General features: G+C 69.3%; 13 protein-coding genes. 4 read left to right on the plus strand and 9 right to left on the minus strand.

The genetic code is table 11. The features are described 5' to 3' along the window. Both J7520_RS01745 and J7520_RS01750 read left to right on the plus strand, forming a co-directional pair. A complete protein-coding gene (locus J7520_RS01745; protein WP_291183142.1) occupies nt 1-414 on the plus strand; it encodes a biopolymer transporter ExbD in 414 nt (137 codons plus the stop codon). A gap of 266 nt (nt 415-680) precedes the next feature. Then, nucleotides 681-1091, plus strand: coding sequence for a biopolymer transporter ExbD (locus tag J7520_RS01750; protein ID WP_291183144.1), 411 nt, complete (start codon nt 681-683; stop codon nt 1089-1091). A 7-nt stretch (nt 1092-1098) separates the two neighbouring features. On the opposite strand, the gene J7520_RS01755 is transcribed toward J7520_RS01750, so the two are convergent. The 5 genes from J7520_RS01755 to J7520_RS01775 form a co-directional block, all read right to left on the minus strand. After that, nucleotides 1099-1857, minus strand: a complete 759-nt coding sequence (locus tag J7520_RS01755) for a pyridoxine 5'-phosphate synthase (protein ID WP_291183146.1) — start codon at nt 1855-1857, stop codon at nt 1099-1101. Between the two features lie 54 nt (nt 1858-1911). Next, a complete protein-coding gene (locus tag J7520_RS01760; protein WP_291183148.1) occupies nt 1912-2886 on the minus strand; it encodes a PDZ domain-containing protein in 975 nt (324 codons plus the stop codon). 23 nt (nt 2887-2909) lie between these two features. Next, complete coding sequence (locus J7520_RS01765; RefSeq protein WP_291183150.1) at nt 2910-3365, minus strand: hypothetical protein; 456 nt, start codon at nt 3363-3365, stop codon at nt 2910-2912. Further along, nucleotides 3358-3936, minus strand: a complete 579-nt coding sequence (locus J7520_RS01770) for an RNA polymerase sigma factor (protein ID WP_291183152.1) — start codon at nt 3934-3936, stop codon at nt 3358-3360. Before J7520_RS01770 ends, J7520_RS01765 begins: the two co-directional genes overlap by 8 nt. A 73-nt stretch (nt 3937-4009) precedes the next feature. Further along, a complete protein-coding gene (locus tag J7520_RS01775; protein ID WP_291183154.1) occupies nt 4010-4726 on the minus strand; it encodes a 4'-phosphopantetheinyl transferase superfamily protein in 717 nt (238 codons plus the stop codon). Between the two features lie 160 nt (nt 4727-4886). On the opposite strand from J7520_RS01775, the gene J7520_RS01780 reads away from it, so the two are divergent. Then, nucleotides 4887-8381: a NahK/ErcS family hybrid sensor histidine kinase/response regulator gene (locus J7520_RS01780; protein ID WP_291183156.1), complete on the plus strand. Its 3495-nt coding sequence runs from the start codon at nt 4887-4889 to the stop codon at nt 8379-8381. Between the two features lie 219 nt (nt 8382-8600). Next, on the plus strand, nt 8601-9803 hold the full coding sequence (locus J7520_RS01785; protein WP_291183158.1) for a S8 family serine peptidase: 1203 nt from the start codon (nt 8601-8603) through the stop codon (nt 9801-9803). A 49-nt stretch (nt 9804-9852) separates the two neighbouring features. On the opposite strand, the gene J7520_RS01790 is transcribed toward J7520_RS01785, so the two are convergent. The 4 genes from J7520_RS01790 to acs form a co-directional block, all read right to left on the minus strand. Continuing rightward, the gene (locus J7520_RS01790) at nt 9853-10599 is read right to left on the minus strand and encodes an ABC transporter ATP-binding protein (protein ID WP_291183160.1); all 747 of its coding nucleotides are present in this window, start codon (nt 10597-10599) and stop codon (nt 9853-9855) included. Next, nucleotides 10596-11723 carry a hypothetical protein gene (locus J7520_RS01795; RefSeq protein ID WP_291183162.1) on the minus strand — a complete coding sequence of 376 codons (1128 nt, stop codon included), beginning with the start codon at nt 11721-11723 and terminating at the stop codon, nt 10596-10598. The genes J7520_RS01790 and J7520_RS01795 overlap by 4 nt, the downstream gene beginning before the upstream one ends. Nucleotides 11724-11774: 51 nt before the next feature. Continuing rightward, on the minus strand, nt 11775-12458 hold the full coding sequence (locus J7520_RS01800) for a response regulator transcription factor (protein ID WP_291183164.1): 684 nt from the start codon (nt 12456-12458) through the stop codon (nt 11775-11777). A gap of 169 nt (nt 12459-12627) precedes the next feature. After that, the gene (gene acs / locus J7520_RS01805; protein WP_291183166.1) at nt 12628-14568 is read right to left on the minus strand and encodes an acetate--CoA ligase; all 1941 of its coding nucleotides are present in this window, start codon (nt 14566-14568) and stop codon (nt 12628-12630) included. Nucleotides 14569-14715: the final 147 nt, after the last annotated feature.

Below are 14715 nucleotides of genomic sequence, written 5' to 3' on the forward strand. Positions count from 1 at the left end.
ATGGCGATGAGCACAGGCGGTGGCGGCGGCCCGATGGCGGAAATCAACGTCACGCCGCTGGTCGACGTGATGTTGGTGCTGCTGATCATCTTCATGATCACGGCGCCGCTGATGTCGCACAAGATCCAGATCAACCTGCCGCAGGCGAACCCGAACACGATCGACACCAATCCACCGGAGCCGATCGACCTGGCGGTGAAGGAGAACGGCGATCTCTACATGAACGACGAGCCGGTCACTTCGGCGATCCTCGAAGCGCAGTTGCGCGTCGCGGCGCAGAAGAACCCGCAGCCGGAATTGCAGATCCGCGCCGAGAAGACCACGCAGTACCAGAAGGTCGCCGAGGTCATGGCCGCCGCCAAGCGCGCCGGCATGGTCAAGATCGGCTTCCTGACGACCGGCGCGAACGAGTAGTAGGCTCCCGCCCGTCGCAAGCGACGCCACGAACGGCACCGCGGAAACGCGGTGCCGTTTGCTTTTGTGATCGCCCGTTGGCGAGCGGACCGAATGATCGTCCGTTCCGTCGGCCGCCGGTCATTTCATCGCTGTCCGCAACCGCCGCCCCACCGGCCGCGGCTCGCCCGTGCCGACGGCCCGCTCATCTCACGAAATTCCTGACGCGCACGATCGTTGCCGCGGCGTAGCCTGGGATCGCCGTTCCCACCCGAGGAGATCGCGCGATGAGTGTCCGTTCCCTGCAGAGCTATGCGCCGACGCCGGTACGCGCCGAGATCAACGTCACTTCGCTGATCGACGTGCTGCTGGCCCTGGTACTGATCCTGATGGTGACCGCGCCGCTGTCGATGCACCGCATTCCGCTGCCGCTCGGAGGCCACTCCACCGGCGACGAGCCGACGATCCTCGGCCTGTCGGTCAAGACCACTGGGGAGCTCTACCTCAACGGCACGGCGGTCAGCCGGGCGCAGCTGTCCACGGCGCTCGAGACGGCCGCGAACAGCGCTTCGCCACCGATCCTCGAAGTCCGCCCCGAGGCGAGCACGCGTTACGACGACGTCGCCGCGGTGCTGGCGCTGGCCAAGCGCAGCGGCCTGCCGGCGATCCGCGTCGAAGGCACGCGAACGGCGGACTGAGCGAGTCTCAAGCCGCGCCGCGTGCGTCGGCGAGAATCGCGAGGTACTTGCGCACGGTCGGCGCGAGGCCGTCGTAGATCGACTCGCCGATCAGCGCGTGGCCGATCGAGACTTCGGCGAGAAACGGAATCGCGCGCAGCAGCGCACCGAGATTGCGCTGATCGAGATCGTGACCGGCGTTGACGCCGAGACCCGCCACGCGCGCGCGCTCAGCCGTGCGCGCGCAGGCGTCGAGCGCTCGGGCATACTCGCCCGCGGCGAACGCGGACGCGTACGGCTCGGTGTAGATCTCGATGCGGTCGGCGCCAATTTCGGCGGCGCGTTCGACGTCTTCGCAGCCTGCGTCGACGAACAGGCTGACGCGACAGCCGAACGACTTCAATTCGCGCACGAGCGGCCGCAGACGCTCGGCGTCGCGGCCGAGATCGAAGCCGTGATCGGAGGTCAGCTGCGCATCGCCGTCCGGCACCAGCGTCGCCTGCGCCGGCCGCGCCGCGCGCACGAGTTCGAGATAGCCCGGATAGCTGCCGCGGGCCGGCGCGAACGGGTTGCCTTCGATGTTGAATTCGACCGAACCGACGACCGCACCGATGCGCGGAACGTCGTCGGCCCGGATGTGCCGCTGGTCCGGCCGCGGATGCACGGTGATGCCGTGGCAGCCGGCTTCGATCGCGACGCGCGCGGCGGTAACCGGATCGGGTAGCGCGTGCCCGCGCGAGTTGCGCAGCACGGCGATCTTGTTGACGTTGACGCTGAGTGCGGTCATTGCGCGCCGGAGCCGAACGGGAGCGCAGTATATCGACGCGAAGCGCCCGGGCCGTCAGTTGCAGGTTTCCGACGTGGTCCTCCAGACCACCGGATCCCAGTACGCACCGTCGCGCCACTCGGTGCGCTTGTCGTCGTTGAGCCGTGCGGCGACGAACAGGGTCGTGTTCGGCGCGACCTCGACTTCGATCGTCTTGGATCGCGGTCCGGGGCCGGCGTTGCGCAGGCGGTCGTTGAAGGGGAGATAGCGCGGCTCGATCTGCTCGGAGATCTTCAGCACATGGCGGCCGGCCGGCACCTGGTACGACTTCGAGCCGGTCGGTCCGGGCAGTTCGTCGTCGATGCTGAGGACCTTCGCGCCGTGCAGGTGCTGCTGCCGCGGCGCGACGTCGAAGTCGCTGATGCGGCCGCACCCCTGCGTCGCCGCGGAGGCGGCCGGAGGATCGACGGCCGCGACCGGAGTCCCGCCGCCGATGGTCAGGTGCATCGCCGGCAGCTCGATGCTGGACAGCGTGCCGGAGAACGTCTGCGTGTGACCGTCGCGCCTGACCTCGAACGCGAGTGGACTGCCGTTCGGCAAGCCGTCGACGGTCTGGCGCAGCACGCTCGCCGCATTGCCGGTACCGCCGAGACGTGTGCCGTTCAGTGCCGTCACCACGTCGCCGGCGCGCAGGCCCATGCGCTCGGCGCCGCCGCCCGGCGTCACCGCGAGGACGTGCAGGCCGTCGCGATGATCGCGGGCGCTGTCGACCAGCAGGCCGAGATTGCTCACGCGCTGCGCCGGGCTGTCGACGGCGAGCGAGATCTCGCGCGGCGAGCGATCGCCGAACGCGCCGCTCTCGACCAGCTCGCTCATCAGCGCGCGCAGTTCCTCGCGCAGCCTCTGCTCAACGGCGGCGTTCGTGCCTTGCGTCGTCGTCTGGGTGGACGGCGCGGTCGACGGCGCGCCACCGTCGGCCTGCGCGGTACCGCCCAGGGCGAACAGCACGGCCCAGGCCAGACAGGATGTCCGCATCCGCAGGAAGTTCATCGCCATCTCGTCACCTCGTCTCATCAAATGCGCGTGACCAGACTCGCGTCACGCGTATTCGCGTCCTGGAACCGCGCGATCAATCCGCGCAGTGCCTCGTTGCGTTGCTGCCACAGCGGTACGACCTCGCTCGCGTCGCCGCCGCGGTCGTAGGCGGCCTGCAGCGCGGCGTCGATCGAGCGCAGTCGCGTCAAACCGATCGTCGTCGGCCGGCCGCCGTCGGCGAGCCGACGCCATTCGGCTTCGAGCGCCTGCGACTCGCGCTGGGCGTCCGCCCATTGCGGCGACGGCGGTTGCGGCGCACGCACCAGCAACGCGCCGGCGACGCCGAGCAGCACCGTCGCCGCGGCGGCGAAACCCCATTGCCGCAGGCGCCGCCGCCGCAGATGCGCGGCGGCGATGCGCGACCACAGCGCCGGGTCCGGCTCGAACACCGGAAGCCGGCGTGCGTCGAATGCCGTGGCAGGAATCTCACGCATGGTCCATCGCCTCCTTCGATCCCGGCTCCGCGACGACGTCGTTGAGTCGCTTCAGCGCGCGTGCCAGGATCGATTTCGAATAACTCTCGCTTTGCCCGAACAGTTCCGCCATTTCCTTGTGCGTGTAGCCTTCCACTTCGTGCAGGATCACCACTGCGCGCGCTCGCGGCGGCAGCCGCATCAGCATCGACCAGGCATCCGCGCGATCCTCGGCATCCGCCGCCAACGCCGGCATCGCCTCGAACAGCGCGTCCGGATCCTCGTCGCGGAAGCGCTGGTGCGCGCGCAGCGCGTCGATGGTCGCGTTGGCCGTCATGCGCTTGAGCCACGCGCCGAACGGCGCATCGCCGCGAAATCCGCGCAAGCTGCCCATCAGCTTGAGGAAGATCTCCTGCACGATGTCTTCCGCTGCCGCCGGTTCGCCGAGCACGCGCAGGGCGAGGTTGTAGCAGGGGCCGCCGAAGCGTTCGTAGATCGCCGCGAAGGCGGTCATTTCGCCGCGCCGCGCGCGTTCCAGCGTGACCCGGTCCAGCTCGAGTCCGAAGCCGGAAGGTGCGCGAATCTCGCTCACGGAGCTGGGGTTCCCGTCGGCCATTTCGCTTCCAAGGACGGCCGAAAGCTTCCCAGCGTTGCAGCGGAGGCGCTCATAGGGGCAACGTAAAGGTTTGCAAAGGCCGCTCCGGCCCGCGCCAAGCCAGTGCGCCGACCAGCCCGGGCGCCGGCGCGAGCGCGCACAGACGCCAGTCCGCGGGGGCGCCGGCTTCCTCGGCGATGCGGTGCAGCGCGCCGACTTCGCCGTCGCCGTCGATCGCGAACGCGAGCCGATCGAGGCCGAAATTCAGGCCCTGGCCGAGCGCCTTCAGCACCGCCTCCTTGCGTGTCCACAAGCGCAGGAAGCAGGGCAGGCGGGCCGCATCCGGCAGGCGCTCCAGCGCGTCGGCCTCGTCCGCGGCGAAGAAGCGTCGCGCGATCTCGATCAGCGAGAGGCGCCGCTCGTCACGTTCCAGATCGACGCCGAGCGCCTGGCCGCGCGCGAACGCGAGCAGCACGTGATGGCCGGCGTGGCTGAGATTGAAGTCGAGCCCCGCGAAGGCCGGCGCATACGGCTTGCCGTGCCGGCCGCGCGCGATTTCGATCGGCGCATCGGTGCCGGCATAGAAGCGCAGCAGGCGATCGAGCACGACGCGCGCGGCCTCGGTGACGGCCCGCGGCGTCGCCGTCGCGTCCAGTGCGATCGAGCACACGTGGATCTCGTCCGGCCGCAACGGCGGCGGTCGGTCGCGGGGGGCGAAGGCGGTGGCGGTCAGCTCGGACATCGCGTCCATGGTGGCGGCGGCGGCGCGCACGTCAAGCGGCGGCATCGCGCGGCGTGCGTCTTAGAATGCTTCCGAGTCGTGCGACCATGGACGGCCGCGGCCGGAGCCGCCGGCGCTGCGGTCCGGATCGCCGTTTCGGTTCACGCCGACGGCAGCCGTCCGGGACGGATCGCAACGACGACCCGCTGTCGCCGAGGAGATGCGCATGATCGCCGCCTGGCTGCTGATGCTGGTGTCCGTGCTGTACGTGGCCGCGCTGTTCGCGATCGCGTACTACGGCGATCGCCGGCCGCTGTATCCAGCGCGCGCGTGGCTGCGGCCGATCGTCTACAGCCTCGCCTTGGCGGTGTACTGCTCGTCGTGGACGTTCTACGGCGCGGTCGGCACGGCCGCGCGCGGCGGGCTCTCGTATCTGCCGATCTACGTCGGCCCGATCCTGCTGTTCCTGTTCGGCTTCGGCCTGCTCGAACGGCTGGTGCTGGTGGCGAAGGAACGCAACGTCACCTCGATCGCCGACTTCATCGCCTCGCGCTTCGGCAAGTCGCATGCGCTCGCCGCGCTGGTGACGGTGATCGCGGTGATCGCGGCGATTCCGTATCTCGCCTTGCAGCTGAAGGCGGTCGCGCTGAGCTTCGACGTGCTCTCCGGCGCGCCGAACAGCGCGGGCCTGCCGCCGCTGCTCGGCGACAGCGCGTTCTACGTCGCCTTGCTGCTGGCGATGTTCGCGATCCTGTTCGGCACGCGCGGCATCGACGCGACCGAACACCATCACGGCATGATGCTGGCGATCGCGGCGGAATCGGTGGTCAAGTTGCTCGCCTTCGTCGCGGTCGGCGTCTACGCGCTGTACGTCGGACGCAACCTGGAAGCGGTCGCCGCGCCGCTGACGCGGATCGCCGACAGCGGCCTGCCACCCGGCTTCCTCGCACAGAGCGCGCTCGCGTTCGCCGCGATCTTCTGCCTGCCGCGGCAGTTCCAGGTCGCCGTGGTGGAATGCGAGCACGCGGGCGACCTGCGCCGCGCACGCTGGATGTTTCCGCTCTACCTCGCGGTGATCTCCGCCCTCGTGCTGCCGATCGCGACCGCCGGCATGCACGCCGCGCAAGGCAGCGCGGTCGCCGCCGACGCCTACGTGCTGTGGCTGCCGCTCGCACACGACAACCGCTGGCTGGCGGTGTTCGCCTACATCGGCGGCTTCTCCGCCGCGACCGGCATGGTCATCGTCGCGTCGGTCGCGCTGTCGACGATGGTCAGCAACGACCTGGTGATGCCGGCGCTGCTGCGCGTGCGCGCGCTGAAGCTCGAACAGCGCACGGATCTTTCCGCCATCGTGCTCGGCGTGCGCCGCATCGCGATCGTCGCGCTCGGCCTGTTCGCGTTCCTGTACTACCGCTTCAGCACGCAGGCGCAGAATCTCGCCGCGATCGGTCTGCTGTCGTTCGCGGCGGTGGCGCAGTTCGCGCCGGCGATCGTCTGCGGCCTGTACTGGCGCGGCGCCAGCCGGCTCGGCGTGATCGCCGGCCTGCTCGCCGGCTTCACCGTCTGGGCCTACACGTTGTTGCTGCCTTCGCTCGCCGTCGCCGGCTGGCTGCCGACGGCGTGGATCGAGCAAGGTCCCTACGGCATCGACTGGCTGAAGCCGCACGCACTGTTCCTGATGAGCGGCTGGGAGCCGGTCACGCACGGCGCGTTCTGGTCGCTGCTCGCCAACGTCGGTGGCTGCGTCTTCGTCAGCCTGCGCTTCCGGCCCGGCGTCGAGGAACGCCTGCGCGCGGCGGCGTTTCTCGATCCGTACGCGACGCGCGCGACCGGCATCGGCGGCTGGCGCGGCCGCGTGCGCGTCGCCGATCTCGCCGCGATCGCCGAGCGCATCGTCGGCGAGAAGCTCGCCGCGCGCGCGTTCGCCGAATACGCCGAGTCGAGCGGCAAGCCGCTGACGCCGGAATCCTCGGCCGAACGCGCCCTGGTGCAGCACATCGAGCGCGTGCTCGCCGGCGCGATCGGCGCCGCGTCGGCGCGGCGCATGCTGACCAGCGCGTTGCGCGGCACCGGCCTGGACCTGTCCGAGGCGGCGACGCTGCTCGACGAGACCTCGCAGGAACTGCGCTTCAACCGCGAGCTGCTCGCGGTCACCTTCGACAACATGCTGCAGGGAATCAGCGTGGTCGACCGCGACCTGCGCATCGTCGCCTGGAACCGGCGCTACCTGGACCTGTTCGCCTATCCCGATGGCTTCGTCTACGTCGGCCGTCCGGTCGCCGATCTGATCCGCCAGAACGCCGCGCAAGGCCTGCTCGGTCGCGGCGATCTCGAAACGCAGATCGAACGCCGCCTCGATCACCTGCGCGCCGGCACGCCGCACGTGTTCGTGCGCGAGCGACCGGACGGACGCGTGATCGAAACGCGCGGCGAGCCGCTGCCCGGCGGCGGCTACCTGACCACCTTCAGCGACATCACGCCGTACAAGCACGTGGAGAACGCGCTGCGCGACGCGAACGAGACCTTGGAGCAGCGCGTCGCGCAACGCACCGGCGAACTGGAACTGGCGCTCGTCGCCGAGCAGCGCGCGGTGCGCCAGGCGGAAGCCGCGAACCAGTCGCGCACGCGCTTCCTCGCCGCCGCCAGCCACGACCTGCTGCAACCCTTGAACGCGGCGCGGCTGTTCACCTCGGCGCTGCGCCACCAGCCGCTCGACGAGGAAAGCGGTCGTCTAGCCGAACGCATCGACACGGCGTTCAAGGCCGCCGAGGACCTGCTCGACGCGTTGCTCGAGGCCTCGCGGCTGGAGGCGGGCAAATATCAGGTCGAGGTTTCCGACTTCGCGCTCGGCGAACTGATGGAGTCCCTCCAGCAGCAGTTCGGCGTGCTCGCCGCGACGCGCGGACTGCGCCTGCGCTTCGCCGCCTCGCATGCCTGGGTGCGCAGCGATGCGCAGCTGCTGCGCCGCATCCTGCAGAACTTCCTCGCCAACGCGCTGCGCTACACGAAGAGCGGCGGCGTGGTCTGCGGCGTGCGCCGCGCGGGCGCGAACCTGCGCATCGAGGTCTGGGACAGCGGCCCCGGCATCGCCGACGACCAGCTCGTGCACGTGTTCGACGAGTTCCGCCGCGGCAGCCACGCCTCCCCTTGGGGCGAAAAGGGACTCGGCCTGGGCCTGGCGATCTGCGAGCGCATGGCGCGTCTGCTCGACGCACGCATCGACGTGCGTTCGCAACCCGGCCGCGGCAGCGTGTTCTCGGTCGAGGTGCCGCGTGCGTCCGCGCGCTCTTCCACGCCGCGGACGCGCATCACGACGGACGACACCACGGCACTGGCCGGCGGGCTGCATGCGCTTTGCCTCGACAATGATCCGGCCATCCTCGACGGCATGTCGGCGCTGCTGACGCGCTGGGGTGTTTCCTGCGATCTCGCTGGTACGCCCGGCGAGGCATTGGCGGCGCTGCAGCGGCGCCGTCCCGACCTGCTGCTGGTCGATTTCCACCTCGACGCCGCACAGGACGGCCTCGAGGCGCTCGGCGCCTTGCGCACCGCCTGCGACCCGCCGCCGCCGGGCGCGCTGATCACCGCCGACACCAGCGCCGAACTCGCCGTGCGCGCGCGGGCACTCGGCTACGCGCTGCTGCGCAAGCCGGTCAAGCCGGCGGCGCTGCGGGCGTTGATCATGCAGCTCGGGCGCAACACCGAGAGAAGACCGGCCTAGCTGGTCGCCGCTGCCTGCTCACGCCTGCGGCCGGCGATCGCGTCGATCGCTCGCGCTTCGAATCGACTCTCCGCGATCACCACGGCTGCGAAGCGAGTCACGTATGACACAAGCGAATTGAAGGACATTGCCTTGCCGCAGTCGCGGCACGAAGGAAGGGGGCAACGGGCAACACCTCGCCCGACGGCGAGGATGGATGCGACTTTCAAGGAGACGTTCATGAAGAAGCTGACACTTGCGGTACTGATGGCATTCGGGCTGCCGACGATCTCGTTCGCGGGGAGTTTCGTCACGTACGAAGGGCATCCGGTCGTCAAAGGGGAATACATCGTCGTTTTCGAGTCCGACTCGAAAAAGGCCGGCGCAGCCGAGAAAGCGATTCTCGCGCTGGTCGGCAAGAATTCGATCAGGATCGATCAACGATGGAATGCCGCATTGCACGGCATGGCGATATCCAACGTCGACGAAGCCACGGCGAAGGAGATCGCCGCCACGGAGGGCGTCGAGTCGGTATCGCAGAATATCGTCCTCCATCCCAGCACCGTACAACTCAATGCACCGCCCCAGCTGGATCGAATCGACCAGCCCAATCTGCCTACGGACGGCAAATACGACTATCTGTACATGGGAACCGGCGTCAACGCCTACATTCTCGACGGGGCGATTCGAACGACGCACAACGAGTTCCGCCCTCCCGGCAATCCGACCGGCCCCAGTCGCGCAACCAACGACGTGGATATCGCCGGTGCCGGAACCACGCCGTCGAGGCACGGCACGTTGATCGCATCCCTCGTAGGAGGCGTGGTCAGTGGCGTGGCCAAGAATGTCCGCATCCACGGCGTGACTGTGGCCAAGTCGGAGAACCTCAGCAGTGCGGCATGGCTGCTCGGCGGAGTCGACTGGGTTGCACAACACGGAACACGTCCTGCGGTGGTCAACATCAGCTTCAATCACCCGCCGTCGCCCCCGCCGGGATTGAAAACAGCGATCCAGAACCTGGTGACAGCGGGGTTCTTCGTCGCTGCTTCCGCGGGCAATTCCGCCGGGGACGCGTGCAGCGATCCGATCGCCGGCGCGAGCGGCGTATATACCGTCGCCGGATTGACCAATTCCGACGAAAGCTGGGACTTCCAAACGGATTGGGGCGCGACGGCGACCGGACCTTGCGTTTCGGCCTACGCCAGATACGCCGTCACCGGAGCCGCTCATCTGGCGGACAATGCCATCTCCGGCGACATCGGCACTTCCTACTCCGCTCCGATCGCAGCCGGTATCGCGGCGCAGATCCTGCAAGTGTTTCCCGGCGTGTCGCCCGCGACGGTAACGGCGGAGATCAACGGGCGTGCGACGCCGAACAAAGTCACCGGAATACCGGCCGTACCGGCCGGGACACCGAATCGCATTCTCAGATCCTGGCCGTAGTTCAACTGCTCCCCGCGGCGTCGGCACAAGGACGTGCCGTCCCGCGTCTTCAGTCCGGGAGGTTTCCAGCGATCAGCCGTTCCGCCAGTGCAGCTTCGAGTCCGCCGTCGCGGGAGGCGCGCAGGCGTGCCAACTCTTCGCGCGGCCATTCATGCACGAGCCGGCCCTCGTGCAGCAGCGACACTCGGTCGGTCCAGTGCTCGGCGATGTCGATCGCATGCGTCGCCAGCAGCACGCCGCAGCGGCCGGCGTCGACGCGCGCGCGCAGGTGGCGCTTCAGCAGCAGGCCACTGGCCGGGTCGAGGCCGTTGAAGGTTTCGTCGAGCACGATCAGCTCGGGTTGGCCGAGCAGGGCGAGCAGCACGCCGAGTTTCTGCCGCGTGCCGTAGGACATCAGCGCGACCGCGTCGTCGAGCCAGGGCGCGAGACGCAAGGCCTCGGCGAGTTCGAGCACGTCCGCGTCGATCGTCGCGAGGCGCTTCGCCGCGGCGTGCACAGCGAGGCATTCGCGCGCGCTCAGCAAGGGCGGCAATCGCTCGGGCGCGACGGCGTAACCGAGCTTCGCCTTCGCCGCGACCGCGTCGGTGAGGATCGAATGCCCTCCGATGCGCACCGTCCCGGAAGCCGGCGCCAGACGGCCGACGCAGACGTCCAGCAAGGTGCTCTTGCCGCTGCCGTTCGCACCGAGCAGGGCCAGCCATTCGCCGCGGGCGAGACGCAGATCGACGTCGCGCAGCACGGCGCGCTCGCCGTAGCCGGCGCGCAGGGCGGAGATCTCGAGCACGGCGTCGCTCATGCGCGCCTCGCTCGCCACGCGTCGCGCCACCACAGCATCGGCAGCGCGATCGGCAGCAGCCACCACGCGCTGCCGAGCAGGGCGAGCACGGCCAACGCCAGCGCGATGCGCTCGCCGCGTGCGCGCTCGGGTCGGTGGCGCGAGGCCAGCGCATTGCCGATCGCCGTGACGCACCAGGCCGACGCGACGGCGCCGAAAGCGAGAATCGCGCTGCGCGAAGCGCCGAGCGCGAACAGCAGCGACGTGGCGAGAACGATCGCCGCGAGCAGCGCGCCGCCGCTGCGCAGACATAGGGTGCGCGCCAACACAGGCAGTGGCATCGGCGTCGCGCGCAGCCAGCCGGCAGCGTCCGGAATCGTCGCCAGCAAGGCCTGCAGCAACGCGTGGGCGGCGATCAGGCTCGCCGCCAGCAGCACGATCAACAGCGCAGTCGACGGCGGAATGCCCATCGGCAACATCAGCAGCACGCCGGCGACGAGTTGCGCATGCTGGCGCGGATTGGCGTCGGCCAGCAGCCGTGCGAACGGCCAGCGGGCGAGTGCGGCGACGCCGGCGGCGTTCGACGTCGTTGCACGCGCCGCCGACAGGCGCGGCGACGCGGCGCTCACGGAAACATTCGTTCGCGTACCGGAGCGCCAGCCGGTCAGCGCTCCGACGAGGAAGCCGCCGCCGATCAAGGCCAGGCTGCGCCGAGCGTCGGCGCCACTTGCCGCCATCGCCGCCAGCGGCACGGCGAGGCTCGCGGCGAGCACCGGCAGCACGCGGAGGGCGACCTGGCGCCGTGTCGCGGCGAGGATCTCACGCGCATCGAGCGGCGTCGTCGCCAGCCACGACGTGGCGAAGGTCTTCTGCGCGCGGCGACGCGCGGTGCGCGTCAGGTTCCAGCCGAGCGCAACGCTCGCGATCGCGACGAGGACCGGCTGCGCCTCGAGCACGGCGAGCAGGGCACGGCCATCGGCCTGGAGACGACGCCAGAGGACGAACGCCACGGCGACGACCAGCGTTCCGGCGAGCGCGCACAGGAATGTGCGCGCTTGCCACTGCCGCCATCGCGCGTGCGCTTCGAGCCGCGCTTGCAGGCGCAGCGCCGGCATCGGCGTGGTTTCGATCGAAGGGGAGCGCATCGGACGCCTGGCGGAAAGGTCCGATTACGATCGCATCCCGCGCATCGAAGTTCAGTGCGGGTCCGTGGCCAGCATCGCGTCGCCGCCGGCCAGCGCGTCCGCGTCGACCGCGAGATGGCTCGCGAGCAGGGCGACTTGCGTGCGGTTGGAGACGCCGAGCTTGCGCATGATCGCGGTCATGTGCGCCTTGACCGTCGCCTCGGAAACGCCGAGTTCGTAGGCGATCTGCTTGTTCAACAAGCCTTCCGCGATCATGTTCAGCACGCGGAACTGCTGCGGCGTCAGCTGCGCGACCTGCGCGGCGACGTCGGCTTCGGCGGGTTTCAGCGGCACGCCGCCGCCGCGCACGGCCATCGGCACCCACAGGTCGCCGCCGAGGACCTTGCGCACCGCCTCGACGATCGTCTCGACGGAAGCCGATTTCGGGATGTAGCCCGACGCCCCGTGCGCGATCGCGCGGCGGATGACCTGCGCTTCCTCGTGCGCGGAGACGACGATGATCGGCAGGCCCGGATGCTGCGCGCGCGTGTGCACCAGCGCCGAGAACCCGCTGGCGCCGGGCATGTGCAGGTCCAGCAGCAGCAGTTCGATCTCCGCGTGCGCTTCGATCTCGGCATGCAGCGCGGCGACGCTGTCGACTTCGTGCAGTACCGCGCCGGGCAGCGCCTGCAGCACGGCGCGCTTGAGCGCGTCGCGGAACAGGGGATGGTCGTCGGCGATCAGGATTTCGCGCACGGCGCGTTCGTCTCGCAGGGACGGCAAGGCTGCAGCTTGCCGGCTGCGCGCCGGCGAGGCAATTCGACTTTCGGTCAGCGCGTGGCGGAAGGGCGAGGCTGGAGTCCGCGCGATCGCAGCGACGAACCGCGCGCGCATCGCGCGGCGCGGCGAGCAGGCCCGGCCGGCCTCAGCGCAGCAGACGCTCGTCGACCAGGTTCTGCACCACGCCTGGGTCGGCCAGCGTGGAAGTGTCGCCGAGCTGGTCCGGCGCGTTCTCGGCGATCTTGCGCAGGATGCGGCGCATGATCTTGCCCGAACGCGTCTTCGGCAGGCCCGGCGCCCATTGCAGGAAGTCCGGCGAGGCGATCGGGCCGATCTCCTTGCGCACCCAGGCGATCAATTCCTTGCGCAGTTCCTCGCTCGGTGTCTCGCCGGATTTCAGCGTGACGTAGGCGTAGATGCCCTGGCCCTTGATGTCGTGCGGGCAGCCGACCACGGCGGCCTCGGCGACCTTCGGATGCGCGACCAGCGCGCTTTCGACCTCGGCGGTGCCGAGGCGATGGCCGGAGACGTTGATGACGTCGTCGACGCGGCCGGTGATCCAGTAGTAGCCGTCCTCGTCGCGGCGTGCGCCGTCGCCGGTGAAGTACATGCCAGGGTAGGTCTTGAAGTAGGTGTCGATGAAGCGCTGATGGTCGCCGTAGACCGTGCGCATCATGCCGGGCCAGCCGTCGGTGAGGACGAGGTTGCCTTCGGTGGCGCCGTCCTGGATCGCGCCGCCCGCATCGACGATCGCAGGCGTGATGCCGAAGAACGGCAACGTCGCCGAGCCCGGTTTCTGGTCGATCGCGCCGGGCAGCGGCGTGATCAGGATGCCGCCGGTCTCTGTCTGCCACCAGGTGTCGACGATCGGGCAGCGGCCGTCGCCGACCACGCGCCAGTACCACTCCCAGGCTTCCGGATTGATCGGCTCGCCGACCGAGCCGAGCACGCGCAAGCTCGCGCGCGAGGTCTTCTTCACCGGCGCCTCGCCTTCGCGCATCAATGCACGGATCGCGGTCGGCGCGGTGTAGAACAGCGTGACCTTGTGCTTGTCGACCACCTGCCAGAAGCGCGAGGAATCGGGATGGTTCGGCACGCCCTCGAACATCACCGTGGTGGCGCCGTTGGCGAGCGGGCCGTACAGCAGGTAGCTGTGGCCAGTGACCCAGCCGACGTCGGCGGTGCACCAGTAGACGTCGTCCTCGCGCAGGTCGAACACGCATTCGTGCGTGTAGCTGGCGTAGACCGAGTAGCCGCCGGTGGTGTGCAGCACGCCTTTCGGCTTGCCGGTGCTGCCGGAGGTGTAGAGGATGAACAGCGGATGCTCGGCCTCGACCGCGACCGGCGCGTGCTCGGTGCTCTGGCCGTCCATCAACGCCGACCACCAGCGGTCGCGCGGCGTCTGCATCGCGACGGCGCCGCCGGTGCGCTTGACCACCAGCACGGTCTCGACGCTGTTGGTGTCCTTGCGTTGCAGCGCCTCGTCGAGGTTCACCTTCAACGCCACCTTCTTGCCGCCGCGCAGGCCTTCGTCGGCGGTGATGACCAGCTTGCAGCCCGCGTCGGCAATGCGGCTGGCCAGCGAATCGGGCGAGAAGCCGGCGAACACGACCATGTGGATCGCGCCGATGCGCGCGCAGGCGAGCATCGCGACCGCGACTTCCGGAATCATCGGCAGGTAGATCGCGACGCGGTCGCCTTTCCTCACGCCGAGGTTGGTCAGCAGGTTGGCCGCCTTGCACACCTCGGCGTGCAGCTCGCGATAGCTGATGCGGCGCGAATCGTGCGGGTCGTCGCCTTCCCAGATGATCGCGGTCTTGTCGCCGCGCTGCTCCAGGTGCCGGTCGAGGCAGTTCGCGGCGAGGTTCAATTCGCCGTCCTCGTACCAGCGGATGCGGAAATCGTCGGCGTCGAAGGAGACGTCCTTGATCTTCGTGTACGGCTTGCTCCAGTCGAGCCGCTGGCCGATGCGGCGCCAGAAACCTTCCGGATCGCGCACCGATTCGGCGTAGTCGCGCTGGTAGGCGGCCTTGTCGACGCGCGCGCGCGCGGCGAATTCGGGCGAGACGGGGTGCAGGGTCGACATGGGCTCCTCTCCTCTTCTTCCTATCTCAAAGGCATTTCCGATCGGCATGCCGTTTCCGGCCGCCTCTCCCGTGTGCCGGCAACGGGCTTCGACGCGGGCCGGACGCAATGTTTGCAGTGCAACACGGACGGCCAGTGTGCCACGCGC

The organism is Dokdonella sp. (genome assembly GCF_017744955.1).
Classification (GTDB): Bacteria; Pseudomonadota; Gammaproteobacteria; order Xanthomonadales; family Rhodanobacteraceae; genus Dokdonella_A.